At 63.4% G+C, this 17935-nt stretch carries 18 protein-coding genes; 12 read left to right on the top strand and 6 right to left on the bottom strand.

Features of this window, described 5'->3' with window-relative positions; translation table 11 throughout:
* Positions 1 to 240: hypothetical protein (locus JOY90_RS06195; RefSeq protein WP_291690268.1), on the top strand; the 240-nt coding region annotated here is incomplete at its 5' end.
* A 159-nt stretch (positions 241 to 399) separates the two neighbouring features.
* Positions 400 to 1533, top strand: a complete 1134-nt coding sequence (locus JOY90_RS06190) for an LLM class flavin-dependent oxidoreductase (protein ID WP_291690267.1) — start codon at positions 400 to 402, stop codon at positions 1531 to 1533.
* On the opposite strand, the gene JOY90_RS06185 is transcribed toward JOY90_RS06190, so the two are convergent.
* The 3 genes from JOY90_RS06185 to JOY90_RS06175 all read right to left on the bottom strand — a co-directional run bounded on the left by JOY90_RS06185 (position 1481) and on the right by JOY90_RS06175 (position 4582).
* Positions 1481 to 2302, bottom strand: coding sequence for an intradiol ring-cleavage dioxygenase (locus JOY90_RS06185; protein WP_291690266.1), 822 nt, complete (start codon positions 2300 to 2302; stop codon positions 1481 to 1483). The genes JOY90_RS06190 and JOY90_RS06185 overlap by 53 nt on opposite strands.
* Before the next feature lie 54 nt (positions 2303 to 2356).
* A complete protein-coding gene (gene map, locus JOY90_RS06180; RefSeq protein WP_291690265.1) occupies positions 2357 to 3175 on the bottom strand; it encodes a type I methionyl aminopeptidase in 819 nt (272 codons plus the stop codon).
* A gap of 90 nt (positions 3176 to 3265) precedes the next feature.
* Complete coding sequence (locus JOY90_RS06175; protein ID WP_291690264.1) at positions 3266 to 4582, bottom strand: mechanosensitive ion channel domain-containing protein; 1317 nt, start codon at positions 4580 to 4582, stop codon at positions 3266 to 3268.
* 219 nt (positions 4583 to 4801) lie between these two features.
* Here JOY90_RS06175 and JOY90_RS06170 point away from each other — a divergent pair, with 219 nt between their 5' ends.
* Entirely contained in the window at positions 4802 to 6595 is a 1794-nt protein-coding gene (locus JOY90_RS06170) for a potassium/proton antiporter (protein ID WP_291690269.1), read from the top strand.
* Positions 6596 to 6615: 20 nt separating this feature from the next.
* On the opposite strand, the gene JOY90_RS06165 is transcribed toward JOY90_RS06170, so the two are convergent.
* Positions 6616 to 7179 carry a hypothetical protein gene (locus JOY90_RS06165; protein WP_291690263.1) on the bottom strand — a complete coding sequence of 188 codons (564 nt, stop codon included), beginning with the start codon at positions 7177 to 7179 and terminating at the stop codon, positions 6616 to 6618.
* Between the two features lie 196 nt (positions 7180 to 7375).
* Entirely contained in the window at positions 7376 to 8782 is a 1407-nt protein-coding gene (locus JOY90_RS06160) for an adenylate/guanylate cyclase domain-containing protein (protein WP_291690262.1), read from the bottom strand.
* Positions 8783 to 9218: 436 nt separating this feature from the next.
* Between JOY90_RS06160 and JOY90_RS06155 the strand changes: the two genes are divergently transcribed.
* From JOY90_RS06155 to JOY90_RS06145, 3 genes are all read left to right on the top strand, one after another.
* Positions 9219 to 9551: a BA14K family protein gene (locus JOY90_RS06155; RefSeq protein ID WP_291690261.1), complete on the top strand. Its 333-nt coding sequence runs from the start codon at positions 9219 to 9221 to the stop codon at positions 9549 to 9551.
* Positions 9552 to 10309: 758 nt separating this feature from the next.
* On the top strand, positions 10310 to 10528 hold the full coding sequence (locus JOY90_RS06150; protein ID WP_291690260.1) for a hypothetical protein: 219 nt from the start codon (positions 10310 to 10312) through the stop codon (positions 10526 to 10528).
* 332 nt (positions 10529 to 10860) lie between these two features.
* Positions 10861 to 11028, top strand: a complete 168-nt coding sequence (locus JOY90_RS06145) for a hypothetical protein (RefSeq protein ID WP_291690259.1) — start codon at positions 10861 to 10863, stop codon at positions 11026 to 11028.
* Between the two features lie 91 nt (positions 11029 to 11119).
* On the opposite strand, the gene JOY90_RS06140 is transcribed toward JOY90_RS06145, so the two are convergent.
* On the bottom strand, positions 11120 to 11419 hold the full coding sequence (locus JOY90_RS06140; protein WP_291690258.1) for a hypothetical protein: 300 nt from the start codon (positions 11417 to 11419) through the stop codon (positions 11120 to 11122).
* 487 nt (positions 11420 to 11906) lie between these two features.
* Here JOY90_RS06140 and JOY90_RS06135 point away from each other — a divergent pair, with 487 nt between their 5' ends.
* From JOY90_RS06135 to JOY90_RS06110, 6 genes are all read left to right on the top strand, one after another.
* Positions 11907 to 12224, top strand: coding sequence for a hypothetical protein (locus JOY90_RS06135; protein WP_291690257.1), 318 nt, complete (start codon positions 11907 to 11909; stop codon positions 12222 to 12224).
* A 48-nt stretch (positions 12225 to 12272) separates the two neighbouring features.
* On the top strand, positions 12273 to 13277 hold the full coding sequence (locus tag JOY90_RS06130) for a methyltransferase (RefSeq protein WP_291690256.1): 1005 nt from the start codon (positions 12273 to 12275) through the stop codon (positions 13275 to 13277).
* A gap of 318 nt (positions 13278 to 13595) precedes the next feature.
* Positions 13596 to 14081: a hypothetical protein gene (locus JOY90_RS06125; RefSeq protein WP_291690255.1), complete on the top strand. Its 486-nt coding sequence runs from the start codon at positions 13596 to 13598 to the stop codon at positions 14079 to 14081.
* 808 nt (positions 14082 to 14889) lie between these two features.
* Positions 14890 to 15357, top strand: coding sequence for a hypothetical protein (locus tag JOY90_RS06120; RefSeq protein ID WP_291690254.1), 468 nt, complete (start codon positions 14890 to 14892; stop codon positions 15355 to 15357).
* Between the two features lie 799 nt (positions 15358 to 16156).
* On the top strand, positions 16157 to 17086 hold the full coding sequence (locus tag JOY90_RS06115; protein WP_291690253.1) for a glycine reductase: 930 nt from the start codon (positions 16157 to 16159) through the stop codon (positions 17084 to 17086).
* 180 nt (positions 17087 to 17266) lie between these two features.
* A partial coding sequence (locus tag JOY90_RS06110; RefSeq protein ID WP_291690252.1) for a CaiB/BaiF CoA-transferase family protein occupies positions 17267 to 17935 on the top strand: 669 nt, incomplete at its 3' end.

Raw genomic sequence — 17935 nt, 5'->3', positions numbered from 1 at the left:
AACCGCGCGGAGGCTGAGAGGCTTCTCGCCGACGCGCTGAAGGTCCCCGCCGATGCCGCGGCGAAAACCTATGACGATCTCATCGTCAGGAATCCCGATACCTTCCCGCGCGACGGCCGGCTCGACCCCGCCGCGCTCAAGGAGATGGTCGCCATCATGGTGGAAGGCGAGGAGCTTTCCGCCATGCCGCAGGGCGATCTCGCCCGATACCTCGACGACAGTTTGCTGGACCCAAGGTAAATCTCTGCACCGAGGACGCGACAGGCGAAAGCGCATTGCGCCATCCAAAATCGCGATGGCGCAATAAAACGATCGCGCCCTTCGACGGCTGCGCCGGCCGCCGGCTTGACGGTATCACCCTCGTCGGCCAACGTTCGTCGTCGCGAGAGGGACCTGGCCATGCCCGTCAAAATCATCGGAATGATCGGCGTGGCGCCGCCGAGCGGCGAAGCCACCCTGCACGTGATCGAGGGCGGCTTGTCGCCGTCCTATCTTGCTGAATTCGCTCGCGCCCATGACCGGGCCGGCTTCGACCTGGTGCTGGTGGGCTATTCGTCCTCATCGGCGGAAGGTTTTCTGACCGCGCTTTATGCGGCAACGCACACAGATCGGCTCGGCTATCTCATCGCGCATCGTCCCGGGTTCGTGGCGCCAACCCTGCTCGCGCGCAAGATCGCAACGTTCGATCATTTGACCCGCGGCAGGATCGCGGTTCACATCATCACCGGCAAATCGGATGACGAGCAGCACGGCGATGGCGATTTCACCCCGAAGGACGAGCGCTATCGACGGGCGGCGGAATATCTGGAATTGATGAAACTCACCTGGTCGAACGATGAACCGTTCGATTTCGCGGGAAACTTCTATCGGGTCGAAGGCGCACATTCCGACGTGCGCCCGCTGCAGCAGCCGCATCCTCCGTTGTTCTTCGGCGGCGCTTCGCCCGGCGCCCTCGAGATGGGCGCGAGACTGTGCGACGTCTATGCGATCTATGCCGAGCCGCTGGCCTCGACGCGCGACCGCGTCGCGCAGTTCCGCACGCAGGCGGCGGCATTCGGACGGATGCCGAGGTTCAACGTCTCGGTTCGTCCCATCGTCGCCGACACCGAGAAGGCCGCGTGGGAGAAGGCAGATCGCATTCTCGGAGCAATGAACGCGGCGAAGGGATGGCGGCGACAGGAAGAGGCAACCGGCCCGATCGACAATGCCGGCAAGCGGCTGATGGGGTTCGCTCTGGAGCGCGATATTCATGACGAGCGTCTGTGGATGCCGATTGCGAAGGCGACCGGAGCGCTCGGCAACACCTCTTGTCTCGTCGGCACGCCCGAACAGGTCGCCGAGTCGATCCTCAACTACTACCGGCTGGGGATCGGCTCGTTCCTGATCCGCGGCTTCGATCCGATGAATGATGCCACGGAATTCGGCAGAGAGCTCATCCCGCGCATCAAGGCGGGCGCCGCCGCGATCGATGCCATGAAGGCTAGAGCGGCGACCGCTTCAGGCCTGGCACCAGCGCAGCGAGCCGGTCCTTGATCAGAGTGGCGCGCCGTGGCGGCCCACCCGCGGGCGGACTATGATCGGCATCGGCGCTCTGCTTCGGATTGCGGTCGACCGCGAGCGTCAACAGGGCGACATAGCGCTCGCGCTCCTCCTTGACTGCGCAATAGGCCTGGTGCTCGGGGTCGGCGCCTGCAGCGACGCGGTCGTTGACGTTCATGACGTAGCGCTGCTTCGTCCGCCCCTGCGCGTAGTCGGGCACGTTGGTGTAGATGAACTCGTTCAGCGCCTCCGGAAAGAAGGTCTGTCCGGTCAGCACGGTGCGCTCGTCGAGATAGATCTTGAAATGGATGTGCGTGGCGCGCCCCGCATACCAGCCGGGATAGATGGTCTTGAACTCGGCCCAGCCGGTGGCATCGGCGGGCTGAGTGCCGCGCAGAAACGTCTTGCTTGACGTGTCGATATTGTGGCCGTCGCCCTGGCCGGGAAAGGCCGAATAGATGCCCCGTGCGTCGCACTGCCAGATGTCGACCCGCGCGCCCGTAATCGGCGTGCAGGGGCCAGCCTCGATCACGCGCAGCCGCAAGGCCAGCGGCACGCCGGGCCTGCCCTCGACGATGTCGGAGCGGACCAGCTTCGGATCGATATAATACGGCCCTTCCTCGGACTGCGGCGTCAGGATGCAGGCATTGTCGATGCTGCTTGCGGGAGCGTCCGCGGCTGCGCGCGCGTGGCGGGCGGGCAGCAGGATGGCGGCGCTCCCGGAAACGAGCCCGAGGAAGCCGCGGCGGGTTGCTGGGTTCACGAAAGCCTCCCGTGATCGAGCCTTCCGCAGCCAATCACCGCGGGATGGCAACAATCAGACCGGCGGCTTCTCGCGGTGGCGTTCCGACAGCGTGAAGATTTCTACGCCAGTCGTGGTCACGCCGACCGAATGCTCGAACTGCGCCGACAGCGAGCGGTCGCGGGTCACCGCGGTCCAGCCGTCGGACAGGATCTTCACATGCGGCTTGCCGAGATTGATCATCGGCTCGATGGTGAAGAACATGCCGGGTTTGAGCGGCACGCCTTCGCCCGGCCGGCCGATATGGATGATGTTCGGCTCGTCGTGGAACAGCCGTCCGAGGCCGTGGCCGCAGAAGTCGCGCACCACGCTCATGCCCTGCGGCTCGACGAAGCTCTGGATGGCGTAGCCGATGTCGCCGGTGGTGGCGCCGGACTTCACCGCGGCGATGCCGCGCATCATCGCCTCATAGGTGACCTCGATCAGCCGCTCGGCGCGACGCGCGATCGGGCCGATCGCGTACATCCGGCTCGAATCGCCGTACCAGCCGTCGACGATGAAGGTGACGTCGACATTGACGATGTCGCCTTCCTTCAGCGCGCGGTCGCCCGGCATGCCGTGGCAGACCACATGGTTGATCGAGGTGCAGGTGGAGTAGCGGTAACCGCGATACATCAGCGTCGCCGGGAAGGCGCCATGGCCGAAGGCGAAGTCGCGGACGAAGTCGTCGATCCGCGAGGTCGGAACGCCCGCTTTGACGACGTCGGTCAATTCATCGAGGCATTTCGACACCAGTTGCCCCGCCTTGCGCATGCCGGCAAAGCCGCTTGCGCCGTGCAGCTTGATCTGTCCGGTCTTGCGCAAAGAGGTATCGGTGGCTTCGATATAGCTCATGGGTCCGTCGACATCGCTGATTGTCACGTCAATGTAATGATTGTCGCCGCCTGCGGCAAGCCGACCCTGGTTGTTCCGGGCCAATGCGGGTCAACTGGAGGCCTCGACGACGGTCTCCACCGGCAGCGCGCCGCCGCGGACGCGGAGTTCGCGCACCGGATAGGGCACATGGATGCCCTCGCGCCGGAAAGCGTCCCAGAGCGAGAGCATCACCTCGCTCTTGACCAAGTCCATGTCGCCGGGATCGGCGACCCAGAAGGTGAGCGAGAACTTCATGCCGGTCTCGGCGAACTCGGTCAGCAGGCAGTTTGGCGGCTTGCTCTTCAGCGCGCGGTCGGCTGCGGCGGCGGTTGTGGTCGCGAGCTGGCAGACCAGCCGCGGATCGGCCTCGTAATTCGTGGCGAAGACGACCTTCACCAGCGTGTTCTTGTCGGTATAGGTCCAGTTGGTGACCTTTTGCGTCACCAGGTCCTCGTTGGGGATCAGGAACTCGCGGCCGTCGCCGGCGGCGACCGAGATGTAGCGCGTCTTCATCGCGCTGATGCGCCCCGAATTGTCGCCGACGGTGATGAGATCGCCGGGCTTCACCGACTTGTCGACCAAAAGGATGATGCCGCTGATGAAGTTCGCGACGATCTTCTGCAGCCCGAAACCGATGCCGACGCCGGCGGCGCCGGAAAAGATCGCCAGCGCCGACAAATTGATGCCGACCGCGCCCATGGCGATGACGACGGCGAGGATGATGAGGCCAAGCCGGATCATCTTGACCAGCAGCACCTGGATCGACGGCGTCAGGTCGGCGGACTGGATGATCCGGCTCTCGGCGAAATTGCTGAAAATGTTGCTCAGCCACAGCGCGAAGACCAGGATCGCGGCGAAATTGATCAGCACCAGCGGCGTGAACCGCAGGCCGCCGAGCGTGAGGGAGACGGAGTCGAGCGCGTCCATCGCCGGCTGCAGCTTGTCGAGGATGCTCAAGGCCGCGATCAACCAGGCCGTGATCGACACCGCTCGGACGATGAAGCCGTTGCTGATCCCCGAGGTCACCAGGCGAATGGCGAGCCAGGCCAGCGCGAGCCTGGCGGCGATGGCCAGCAGGTAGCTGCGGCTGGGCCAGGTCAGGCCGGTCATGATCAGCCGCGCAAGGCCGGTCTCGGCGGCGAACACCGCCACGCCGGCGCTGCCGACCAGCGTGCGCACGAACAGCCGCAGCGGCGCGGGCCAGCGGACCCCGACGGATCCGAGGTCGGTGTGCGCGCCGACGGCGAGGCTGATGCCGAAGCCGACGCCGGCCGCGGCGAGGATCAGCCCGAGCTGCAGATAGAACCAGGGCGAGGCGACCTCCGCGCCCAACGAGCGCGCCACGGTGTGCAGGAATTCCAGGATGTCGTGCAGGTCGATGTCCATGGGCGGGATTCTCGAGCTGACCAAAAGGCCGTGGCGGGAATTGGCTGGAATCGCCGGGGCGACCTTCATGACGGCGGGTGTCCGTCATTGCCGGCCGCGGGCGAAGCGGGCGAGGGCTATGAATATACCGGTTTCGGATGAACGCCAGAAATCGGTTGGCGTCGAAGTGTGGCGACGATATGGATGCAAATCCAGCAGTTTACGGTGATTGTCCACCTCATGACCTCGCTCGACCAGGTCAGCATAGCCATCTTGCTTGGGGCGGCCCTCGTCATGGCCGGCATCCTGTCGAGCCTGCTTGCGCTCCGCTTCGGCGCGCCCTTGCTGCTGGCGTTCCTGGGAATCGGCATGCTGGCCGGCGATTCCGGCCCCGGTCAGCTCGAGTTCAGCGACGTGCGCAGCACCTATCTCGTCGGCTCGGTGGCGCTGGCGCTGATTCTGTTCGACGGTGGCTTGCGAACCCGGTTTCAGAGCATCCGGGCGGTGCTCGCGCCCTCGATGGCGCTGGCGACCATCGGCGTGCTGCTGACCTCGCTAGTGGTGGCGCCGGTCGCGAAATACGCGCTCGACCTGAACTGGACCGAGGCGCTCCTGGTCGGCGCGGTGGTGGCCTCGACCGACGCGGCCGCCGTGTTCCTGCTGGTGCATACGCAGGGCCTGCGGCTGCGGTCCCGCGTCGGCGCGACGCTGGAGGCGGAATCCGGCAGCAATGATCCGTTCGCGGTGTTCCTCACCTTGATGCTGGTCGAGTTCATCTCGGTCGGGCACAGCTCCGTGGGGCATGTCGCGATGGAGCTCGGCCGCGAGGCCGTGCTCGGGGTGATCTTCGGCGTGGTCGGGGGGCGGGTGGTGGTGCTCGCGCTCAATCGCGTCGCTTTGCCGCAGGGCCTGCATGCGCCGTTCGTCGGCACCACGGCGCTGGTGGTGTTCGGCGCCGCCCAGATCGCGCATGCCTCGGGGTTCCTCGCGGTCTACATTGCCGGCATCATCGTCGGCAACCAGCCGACCCGTGCGCATAATTCCGTGGTGACGTTCCTCGATGCCGCGACCTGGCTGGCGCAGATCGTGATGTTCGTGCTGCTCGGGCTATTGGTCTCGCCGCACCGGCTCGGCGCCAGCATCGGGCCCGCCATGGTCGTGGCGCTGGTGTTGATGCTGGTCGCCCGGCCGTTGGCGGTGTTTCTCTGCCTTGCCCCGTTCCGCTTCAACTGGCGGGAGAAGGTGTTCATCGCCTGGACCGGCCTGCGCGGCGCGGTCGCGATCTTCCTGGCGTCGATTCCGATGCTCGTCGGGTTGTCGAAAGCCTATCTGTATTTCGACGTCGCCTTCGTCGTCGTCATCATCTCACTGCTGCTGCAGGGCTGGACGCTCGCCGCCGCGGCCAGGCGCCTGCATGTGGCGCTGCCTCGTTCCGAGCGCGGCCCGCGCCGCGTCGAGCTCGATCTCCCCGGCCAGCTCGAGCAGGAGCTGGTCGGCTACCCCGTGCGGTCGAAGAGCCTGTTCTTCCGCCGCGGCCTGATCCCGTCCTGGTCGAAGCCGACGCTGGTGATCCGCAACCAGAACATCCTCTCGCCGGCCGAGGCCGAGCCGATCGCGCCGGGCGACTACATCTATCTACTGGCGCCGCCGCAGCGCGCCGAGGCGCTCGACCGCTTCTTCGTCGACATGCCGCCGTCGACCGCGCCCGATCCGCATCTGCTCGGCGACTTCGTCGTGTCCGGCGAGCACACGCTGTCGGAGCTCGCCGAGGTCTACGGGATCACGGTGTCGGAGGAGCAGGCCAAGCTCACTCTGTCGGACTATTTCGACGTGCATCTCGACCACGCGCCCAAGGAGGGCGACACGCTCGCGCTCGACTCGATCGTGCTGGTGGCGCGCTCGATCGGCGGCGGCCGGGTCAGCGTAGTCGGCCTGCGGCTGCCGGAGGAGGAAGAGAAAACCGTGCCGCCGACCCGCATGCAATCGTTCAAGAGCAAGCTCGCCGAGTTCTGGACCTCGGTGGCCGAATCCTGACGGGACGCGCCCACCCCCCGTCAACCGCTGAATCGCTTGACGAGCTTTGAGGACTTGGCGCTGCCGAGCTGCTTGTCGGTCAGGTCCTTTCCCATGCCCAATCCTTCCGTCATGAGATTGTTGACCAGCGCCGCCGCCTGCTTCTCGTTCTGGTAGTCGATCTGGACGTGATCCAGGCTCATCAGATGGCCGAGCTCATGGGCCCAGGCCCGTCCGTTGGAATCGACGTTGCCGTACCACTGCACGAAGCTGGCGGGCTCGGGATTGCTGTCGACATAGGAGCACCCGCCGGCCTTGAGATTCTCGATCGGATTGACGAGGTAGATGTGAACGAGGTTCTCCGGCTGGTGCCGCAGGCTGAGGACGTCGAGCAGGTCGCGATCGCGGCTGCGTGCGCTCTTGGCCATGTCGAGCGGCCTGTCCATGACGAAATCATTGATCACGAACGCAACATCCGCCTTGGCCCAGGTCGCGTTGACCACGTTCAGGGCCGCCTTGGCCGCGTCGGTGGTCCATTTCTGCGCCTCCACGGCGCCCTTCTCGGCAAACGGCGTAATGTAGACCTTGAGCGGAATGGAAGACATCGACGCCTCCGACGTTCACTCGAACCGGTCCCGTGGATCATGACCTCTTCCTCGGCAAAGGACGAAAGCTCCATCACACGGCCAAGCGGCAACGCCGTAGCGACATCGTCCCTTCCATGTCCATGGCTGCAAGCGACAAAGATGCAGTCTTCAGCGACACCATCGCGGTTCGCCGGCCCGCGACTGGCCGCTGCGCTCAGGAAATCTCGTAGATCGACACCTTGTCGGCGATGCCGCTCAAGGTCACGGATCGGGGCGCCGGCTTCAGCCCGTTGCTCTCGAGCAAGGCCCTGGCCTCCGCGTTCTCGACCACCTGTTCCGTCACCACGATCGAGCGCGAGCCGGCGATGCCCTGGACGCGCGAGGCGATGTTCACGGTCTGGCCGAAATAGTCCTGCTGCGCGTTGAGCGTGACCGCAAGGCACGATCCCTCGTGGATGCCCATCTTCAGATGCAGGCTCTGGTGCTGACGCTCGGCGCCGAGATCGCTCATCGCCTCGCGCATGCGCAGCGCCGCGGCGATGGCGCGATCGGGCGTCTCGAAGGTCGCCATGATGGCGTCTCCGATGGTTTTCACGACGGCGCCCCTTTCGGAGGCGATGATCTCCTGCAGCAGCCTGAAATGCTCGTTGACGAGGTCGAAGGCGACGAGGTCGCCGACCCGCTCGTAGAGCGCGGTGGAGTCCTTGAGATCGCTGAACAGGAAGGTCAGGCTCAGGATCTTGAGGCGCTGGCCGATCGCGAGCGTGTCGGTGCGATGGATGTCGCGGAAGGTCTGGTTGGTGAGCAGGCGCTTGGCCGTGAGAACGGGCTTGCGCTGCTTCAGAAGATCGTCCAGCGCCTGGTTCATCACCCACACCGTCGGCAGCACGCGGCTCTCGGTGCGGTTTTCGAACGCTATCCGCAACGAGCCCGGACGCAAGGTGACCGCTTCGACCGGAACCTGCAGCTTGTTGAAGATCATGGACAGGCTCTGCCGCTCAGCCGTCTCCTCGCCGCCGACCTCGATGAACTGGGCCGTGTGCGTCACCGGGTCGAATACGATCAGCGTGCCTTTCGGCAGGTGCAGCGACAGGATGGCCCTTTCACCAGCAGGCAGGTCGATGGTCTCGAGCGTGACCTCGCGCCACAGCCTGTCCAGGTCGGCCGGCAGCTCGATGGCCGAGCTCCAGAAGATCTGGCGATAATATTCGGTGATGGACAGCTCGTCCGGGCTGTGCGCCGCGATCTTGCGCAGGCGCGGGCTCACAGTGAAGGTCACCTCGACCAGGTCGTCGAGCGTCGTCTCATAGCCCGCGGCGCAGAACGCGCAGTTGTACTGGGAGCGGTCCAGCGTCTTCAGGCTCTTGTTCGCGGAGAGCACGCCGGCGCAGCTTGGGCATGTGACGCTCCAGGTCATCTCGAACAGGCCGAGTCCGACCGCGTTCAAGAGCGCCGCGATCAGCCGCTCCTCGCCAATACCTTTCCTGGCCGCGAGATCGAGCGCGTTGATCTTGTTCAAGGCCTGATCCGGGGCGTCCCGCACCAGGCGTTCGAGCATATCCACCACGCCGCCATCCGAAGACTGGCGCAGGGCTGCAAACAGGGCGTCCGCTTCATTCATGCCGCTATGATACACCAAACAAGACTCCGCTGTCATCGCCCGGCTTGACCGGGCGACGACGGCGGAAGGTGGCGATGGCCTATTGATCGCCAGTCCCCGCATCGTCCGGGCCGGCAGTCTAGACCCTGGCAAGGTTCCACGCGGCGGGGCCAAATGAAATTGGCAAGTGAACTGGAAAGAGTCGATAAGGCTCGAAGGCGGATGTCTTATGAGGTGGCACTTTGCTAACGATCGCGTGAGACGGCCATGCCCTGGAGGCGCGACGGCATGGCGCAGCGATCATCCTGCGCCGTTCGCGCAAGCGTGATGCAGACGCGACGAGCTTTCGTCGGCGCAACGCCCATATGGCTCTTGTTCAGAAATTCTTCAGGAAACGCCTCCCCAGAGCAGCCCTCACAGCCAGCGCTCCGCACGAACATTGGTACGGAGAACGACTATGACTGGCTTCAAGACTGTTGTCGCCGCCGCGCTGGTGTCGCTGGCGGGAGCATCCGCTGCGAACGCGCAGCTTCCGGAATGGGCGGCCTCGCACCCCGGTGCATTTCAGTCGCAATATCCCGACCGCGATGTCCTCAACGGAGGCGCGCTGACACCCGCCGGCCGAATGGGCCTGGAGCGGCCCGGCGGCGCGGCTCCTGTCTTTGGTCTGGACAGCGTCTACCGGGCGGAGGGCGCCGTCGCATCATCCCGCTTGCCGCGCCATCGTTCCTACGAACCCGGCTCTCACGCCTTCCGTGGTCATGATGTCCGCAGCCATTTCCGTGAGTGATGCGAGCAGCAGCGCGCCGGCCGGCCGGCGTGTGACGTGTGCCGCCGCCATGTCGGCTCGCAGGCATCGTCTTCGTCGCGGTGTTCGAGTGCCTTGGGCGCGGCACGCTGCGTCGCGAGCAAATTCATCTTCCCTTCAATGCTGCGCAACGCATACGTTTGCAATCATACAAGTTGGCGGCTATAGCCGGCCGGCGGCGCTGCAAGGATGCTGCAAGGATGCTGCAAGGATCATGAACGGCCTTGATGGCCTTCTGCGGACCACGCCGGCCTTTCAAGGCAAGATGCGCGAGTTCGGCCGGGATTGCCGCTCCCGCCGACGAGGCCGAAACTTGCTGTGTCCGCCGGAACTTCTCATCGAACGGTCGTCCGCCTCGACCGAGATGCGGCGTGGGCATCGGACACGGTCCCGTGATGGCCATGAATCGACTCCTCGAACTCTGCCGCAACTGATACGTTGATCGTCATCACCGGCAACGGTCCTCCGTAGGCGCCGGTGGCTGAGAGACCGATCGCGCTCCCGCCTGCAAGGCAAGGGAGCGCGCGATGGCAAATCGCCCACGGTTTTGTCGACCATCAACCACTGATACAGAGAATTTGGAGGAGGTGCGTCTCAAGCTCAAGGAGGCGTGCGAGGTCTTGAAGCAGCCAGTGCCGGATACGTTTCTAGGCCGCAAGACTCGCGAGCCCTTTCCCGAAAAAGAAGCTGACTAATCGATATGCTGGGAACCCTTGGCCAGTGCCAGGATTATTGCGGTCATGATTGATCCCCTGTTCGCCCGCGCCCAGCTTGCAATCGAAGAGAGCCGTCAGCTCCAACTCGGCAAGCGCGCTCTGCGGGCGGAGCGTGAGTGCAAACGCGAGCAGCTTCGTTCGGCGATATTTGAAAGCGCCATGGCCCGGTCGAAGAGCAAAGCTCACCGCGACGGCCGGAGACGAGATGCCCTCTCTCTCCATTCAAGGAACTTGCTTTATTGACATAGGTTCGACCGTTCGCTGCGCCGAAGGATCCTAGGTCATATCGCCTGCTGACCGAGAGCTAGAGCGTCATCTTCCAGTTCCGCCTGGAATGCCGGCGCGCCGGCAATGAGCTGGCCAGTGCGCCGCTTGGCCGTTCATACGTGCTGTTGGCGAGATCGTACGAACGTCCCGGACGGCCGGCACCAAGTTTGGCACCCCGAGCCGCGAAGAGGTTTCGAAATCAGAAGGGGCTGTGATACAGTTGGTTCATCATCGGTAACGGTCCACCCGTAGGCGCCGGTGGCTGAGAGACCGAGCGTGCTCCCGCCTGCTGAGGAAGGGAGCGCCTGATGTTCAAGTCCAATGCTTTGCTAAATCGCGATTCGGGTCTGTCAAAGGTGCTGGCTGAAACCCGTGAGCTCGTGCGGCAGGCTTCGCAACTGCTGCGTCAGCCGGCAGTGGACACGTTCCTGGGACGTAAGACTCAGGAGCCATTTCCCGAACACAAGAAGAATTGACCTGGAAATTCTGCAATCTCTGCGGTCATCCGACACTTCGGGTGGTTGATCCCGGCTTGCAATCGCGGAAAGCGGGATCGAAGCGGAAGCTTCATGGGTCACGTCTTTGAAACGCCATGCAGCGATCGGGGATCAGGACGGTCGCGACAACAGAAAAAGGCGTGCCATCGTGTGCGACAGATGTGTGCGGATCGACCAAAGGATCGAGCACTACCGCCAAATCGCTCGTTTTGTCAGCGATCAACCGACACTCGATGGCATCGAACGCCTTGTCGAAAAATATAAGGCGCACAAGAAGGCGCTTCACTCCGACGATGGCGACGCCGGGACGGCTCGTTAGGGCGATGCAACGGCAATATGTTCGTGCTGACCAGCCGTCGGGCAGGGCCATGGATGATACGGCACGGGGCAGAAATGGACCGGGATCGGTCGGCTGAATGCCGCCAGCTCTCGCTTCATGCTTCTTCGCCCGCAACTCGCGATTCCCACCTTGGAATGGCAGATTCGTAACGACCGCATGGCGGACGATAGGGAGCTTTTGGGCTCTCTGGAACGGCACGACGATCGGGACACTGGTTGAGGTGCGGGTTGCGCGAACCGCTTCCGGACACGTTTCCGACCTCCACAGCATGACCATTCGCCTGCCGACCTGCGCTTTTTGCGAGGTCGCAAAATACCGGCAAATGTCAGCGCGTGCATTTGTCGCTCCCCGAAGTGAACCGGCTCACAGACGTCGCCGCACGACGTGCTAGGGCGTTTTCGAGCGAAGTGGATACCGGTTCGCGCGAAGAAAACACGTCAAAACAAAGGAGCTAGAGCTTCCGTACCGATTCCATCGGAACGGCGGGCGGTCAGATTTTCAGCAGGGAGTATTGGCAATGGCACACTCCACTCGATTGATCCTCCGCGGCGTGCAGGGCAGGGTACGCCACAATCAAAACTTTGCTCCAATCCGCCAGAACTCGGCGGTCATCATCACCGCATGCCAATTTCACTTCGCCGGTGGAATTTTCGGCGCTGCGGGCAGGCCATTTCTGGGCGACGCAAATGTCTTCGTCACCAATATCGGTCCACACGATTCTGAGGGTGGAGGCGGCGGGGTCGAGTTTCATATCCACGCTGAGTCGCCCACCCCGATCGATGTCATGGTGACGATTACGGTCCTGGAGGACGTGGAAAACACCACGGTGCTGTGAAGCCGGCTCTTGGAGTTCAATGACGTTCATTCAATCGGGGGCGATCGCGTGACATCCAATCCCTGGCTCGACATATTGAGCTTGATCAACGGCTTTCAGATCACGCAGGCCATCCGCGTCGCCGCAACACTTTGCGTCGCCGATCATCTGAGGGACGGACCGCGTTCGGCTGACGAGCTCGCTTCTCTGACGCACAGCAACGCAGATGCTCTCTACAGGCTTCTGCGCGCGCTCGCTGCGGTCGGTGTCTTCCGGGAGATCGCGGATCGCAGGTTCGTGCTCACCCCGATGAGCGATTGCCTGCGCAGCGATTCCAGCACGCCGATCGGGAGCTGGGCGGAACATGTCGGCAATCCCTATTTCTGGCAGGCATGGGGCCACCTGTTGCACAGTGTCCGAACCGGCGAGAACGCATTTCAGGATCTGCATGGCATCGACGTCTGGCAGTACCGGGCCGAGCATGCCGAAGCGAACGCGATATTCAACCGCGCCATGACCAACATGTCGCGCGGCGGCAGCGAAGCCGTGCTTTCCGCCTATGACTTCTCGGGCTTCGCCCACATCGTGGACGTGGGAGGAGGGCAGGGAGCCTTGCTGGCCGCGATCCTGAGTGCTTGCCCGCAAGCCCGCGGCACGCTGTTTGATCAGCCACGGGTGGTGGAAGGCGCAGAGGCAAATCTGAGAGAGCGTGGCGTGATCAGCCGCTGCAACATCGTGGGCGGAAGCTTCTTCGATTCCGTGCCGGAAGGCGGCGATGCCTATCTCATGCGTTATGTCATCCACGATTGGGAGGACCGCGAAGCGATCGCGATCCTGAAGGTATGTCGCCGCGCCATGCGCGAGCCCGCCAGGCTGCTTCTCATCGAGCGGACCGTCGCGCCGCCGAACGAGATTCCGGCAACGAAGTTCAGCGACCTCAACATGCTGGTCGTGCCGGGCGGACGAGAGCGGACACGCGACGAGTTCGCCAGCCTGTTCGAGGCGTCCGGCTTCGCGCTGACACGGGTCGCGCCGGCCGGCATGACGAATGTGATGGAGGCCTGCCTGCGCTGAGCGCGCGATGCGGCACCGAAGAAGCTGCCTTCATCATCGCCAGACGCCGCAGAAGCAGGTTCGCAGCCGGGTCCATTTGGCCTGAGGCTCGGCCCTCTCTCGACAAAGTGATAAGATTACGATCGTCATTCCATTGAACGAGCAAGTGACGCTATTATTTCGACGTCAACGACATTTCGTAGTTGGCGGTTGGCAGACGCTGTCTGCGTCAACGGTCCCGCGTCATCCGCGACTCGGCGGCAGCGTCCAAATGAAGGGCGTTCCTGCGCCGCGATGAAGAGGGCCAGGTCCGATCGCGTCGAACAAGGAGTCCACATCATGTCCACGATTCGTCTCCACCGGACGACCACCCTGACGCCCGCGCAATACGTGGCCGGGCTCACCGACTTCGGGCCCGGTCGTTCGAAGCTCTTTGGCAATAGTGCCGACGAGTACCTCAAGGTGCACCAGCTCAGCCGCTCGGAGGCCGACGTCACGGAAGGCTCGGGGGGTGTCTGGGAGCGTCTGCATTACGACTGGTCCGATCCCAACCTCGTCGTCCTGACGACGACCGATTCCAACGTGTGGGGAGGTGCATCGGGGCACACTTACACTTTCAGGCGTCAACCCGATGGCACGACCGACATCGAGGTGATCGTTGTCCGGGACGGCAAGAACTTGAAGGGACGGGTGCTCGGTGTCGTTCTCGGGACCATCGGCAAGAGCGTGCTGAAAAGGGCCTTTGAAGACTCGGTCAAAGCCATCGAGGCGCGAACCAACTCGGTGTATCGCGCGAGCGACTCAGCAAGCCGGTCCGCGGCATAGCATCGGCTGCCGCGGTCGATTTCGCCGGTGGCAGGTTCGCCATCGGCGGGATCGCAAGCCGCCTGCTATCAGGGGTGCATCCGCCCCGGTGCCATGGCATTCGGGAAGGCGGCCCATGACCGCAACCGGAAATCGGCGTTCGGCTACTGCGATGTTTAGGCCACGAATTGAAAACGCCGTTTTTCGGACCGAGCTTTGGCTCTGAGCCGAAGCGAAGAACGTGACCGTCCGGATCTTCTATCCGAAACTCATAGGCCCAATGGAAATTTTGCGGCGGGGACGCCGTGGGAGTTGGCGGGCCGGGGCCAAATCTTCCGGCTCTGGCCCAGGAGCGAAGTCGGGACCAGTTCCGAAATCGTTCTGGCGATTGGGCGAGACCGGAAGTGTTTTGTCCCGGCCCGCCCGTTCGGGTCCGCCGCAGCGATTTTCAGACGACCCGATGCGGTGAAGCGTCGAGAAGTTCGTTGAAACCCTGCAGACAAAGTCGAGAAGCGTTTCAGCTTGGCTGCGCTGCATAGTGCGGAAGTGGGTGTCGAAAACAAGGCCGTCAACGCGGGAAAACATTGGCTGACCTACAAGGACCCAAGTCAGACTTCAAAACTCCTCGCGTTCATTTTGCGTGCTCGCATTTTGCATGCTGACAATTGCGATCACTGTCTCTAACCTTGGCCAGGAATTGGGTGCCTCTCATGACAAGTGTGTGACGGGCGTTCTTTGACGAGAGGGAACAATGCGAAGGTTCTGGCTTTCCAGCGTCCAGACTCAGCAGCGAGAGCCACATCTCGGCGACCGCAGAGGGGAAAAGTAGATGGCGGCAGATGCACACCATGTCGGCGCAGTAATCGACAGCGATTCCGCTCACCGTCGACGGCCAGGAGGAGGCGTTCTCGTCTTCGTGCCCGGATTCGTCTATATCCTGATCCTGTTCATCATCGGGCGGTTTGCCTTTCCCGATCCGCGAGCAACTCTCTTCGATATTTCAGGGTACCAACTCTCATGGGCGGAGGTGCTCTTGCTCGCCGCTGCCATCGTGGCAATGGCCGAGCAGGTCAAGGTGGCCAAACCCGGCATCAACAACACCACCGAAGTTCTTCTCATGGGAGCGACCGCAATCATTCAGATCGTGCTCTTCGCTCTCAGCGCTGCCAAAGTGCCAATTCTGAGCATTTTCAACAACACCGAATTCTTCCTGCTCACCTTGATCAACCTCGCGCAAACCGCGGTGGCGTATCAGATCAACTCCGCCACGTTGATGCGGACGATTTCCTCGTCGTAGACCTCAAGACCGCGAAAGTGCTCGGTCCCTCCATGCCGCGGATGCCAGGAAACGGTTGTCGCAGGATTTTGCGCAGGGAGAGGAAATGGCGCGAAGCGCGAGCGTTCCGGCAGCTTGATCGGAAGCAGGGGCGAACCAGGTTGAATGGGGTCGGCTTGCTCGGCCGGGATGTCGGGCCCGCGGGAAAAATCGCGTGTGCGAAAGTGCCGATTTCATGAGGCCATTCAACGCGATTTGGGAATTCGGAATCGCCGTCTAATATTTTTCTTTCTTTTTTACCGAAATTGATGCTATCATTGCGCATCCCGCCTCGATTCGGGGGGCGTATCGCGATCGTCACGAGACGCGAGGCGGGGATGCGGTGGACGCGTGGCTTCGCAAGACGAGCGAGGCCGGCGCGGACGGCGAAATCGTGTGGTCCTGGCATCGCGACGCTGATGCCAAGTCTTTCGGCAAGTTCTTTCGGACGATACGAAAGGCGAGGGTGGCAAAAGAGCCCGTTCACCCGGGAGAGCACGTATAAGCGTTAAAACCATCGCGCGGGGAATGCCGGGATGTCTCGGCTGAACCTGTGGTGACTGCCGCCTGCGTTCTTGTTGCAGGCGGGCCATGGGCGAGGCCAGCGCCCGGCATTCCCTGCGCCCTCGTTCCTTCGGGGGTCACGATATCGCATCAACTCGGGGCGCGCGCGCCGCCTGCGAGCGCGAAGCCATGTCCGGGCGCCTGCCATATCGGCTGTTGAGGCGCATGCCGACTGCCTTCATAATCGCACCCGGAAACGCAGAAGGAAGCCTGATCCATGCCCGCTCCGTCCGACGACCAGTTCGGCTTCGCGCCCGACCACGACGCACCCGTTCCCTACAGGCAGCGGACCCGCGACTACTATATCGCGATCGGCTACACGACGCCGTATCGCTGGGCGCACTACGTCGAGGCGCCGTTCCGGCCGCTGCGAAAGCCCCTGGCGCAATCGCGCGTGACCATCATCACGACTGCGGCGCCCTATGATCCGGCCAAGGGCGACCAGGGGCCCAGCGCGGCCTATAATGGCGGTGCCAAGTTCTACCAGGTCTATGACGGCGACACCGGCAAGCCGCACGATCTGCGCATCTCGCATATCGGCTACGACCGCAAGCACACCTCTGCCACCGACAGCGGCACCTGGTTTCCGCTGCCGCAGCTTTTGAAGGCGCAGGCGAGGGGACGGATCGGTGAGGTCGCACCGCGCTTCTTCGGCGCGCCGACCAATCGCAGCCACCGCGTCACCATCGACATCGATGCGCCGGAGATCCTGGCCCGCTGCCGTGCCGACCAGGTCGATGCCGCCGTGCTGGTGCCGAACTGCCCGGTGTGCCACCAGACCACGGCGCTGGTGGCCCGTCATCTCGAAGCCAACGGCGTTCCCACCGTGCTGATGGGCTGCGCCAAGGACATCGTCGAGCACGCCGCCGTGCCGCGCTTCCTGTTTTCCGACTTCCCGCTCGGCAACTCCGCCGGCAAGCCGCATGACGAGGATTCGCAGGCGCTGACGCTCGAACTGGCGCTCGGCCTCTTGGAAAGCGCGACCGGCGCGCGGACCACCATGCAGTCGCCATTGCGCTGGAGCGAGGACGCCTCCTGGAAGCTCGACTACAACAACGTCGCGCAGATGAGCGCAGACGAGCTGGCGCGGCGCCGCGCCGAGTTCGACCGGCAGAAGGAGATCGCCCGCGGCAACCGCGCCGCGTGACGCTTATACCTTCTCCCCTTGTGGGAGAAGGTGGCGCGAAACGCCGGATGAGGGGTTGTCTCACGAGTCGGACTCGCGGAGACAGACCCCTCACCCGGATCGCATCTGACGATGCAATCCTTCGGCGCTGGCGCAGCTCAATTCTCTCTGACAACAGCAGCAATGGTGGGAGGATACGAAGTGACCCGACCGTTCGAAGGTGTGAAGATTCTCGACTTCACCCAGGTGCTGGCCGGTCCCTATGCGAGCTATCAGCTCGCGCTGCTCGGCGCCGACGTCATCAAGGTGGAGCGGCGCGAGGGCGAGGACATGCGCCGCACGCCGCTCAACAAGGAATGGGCCGAGCGCGGTCTTGCGCCGGGCTGGCAGGCGATCAACGGCGGCAAGCGCAGCCTGACGCTGGACCTGCAGAAGCCCGAGGCGATCGAGATCGTCAAACGCCTGGTCGCGAAGGCCGACGTGGTGATGGAAAACTTTCGGCCCGGCATCATGGACAAGCTCGGCATCGGCTACGAGGCGCTGTCGAAGGTCAACCCGCGGCTGATCTTCTGCAGCATCAGCGGTTTCGGCCAGACCGGACCTGAGCGATCCGGCGCTGGCTATGACGGCAAGATCCAGGCGCTGTCGGGCATCATGGCGATCACCGGTCACGAGGCCACCGGTCCGACACGTGCCGGCTTTGCCGTGTGCGACGTGCTGTCTGGCGCGACTGCGGCCTTTGCCGTCTCCAGCGCGCTGTTCCAGCGAACCCACACCGGCAAGGGACAACAGGTCGACGTGTCGATGCTGGAGGCGACCATCGCTTTCCTGTCCGGACAGGTCGCCGACTACACCGTCGCCGGACACAAG

The sequence above is a fragment of the Bradyrhizobium sp. genome, from assembly GCF_019242285.1.
GTDB lineage: Bacteria > Pseudomonadota > Alphaproteobacteria > Rhizobiales > Xanthobacteraceae > Bradyrhizobium.
This window is presented reverse-complemented; position numbering and strand designations above follow the sequence as displayed.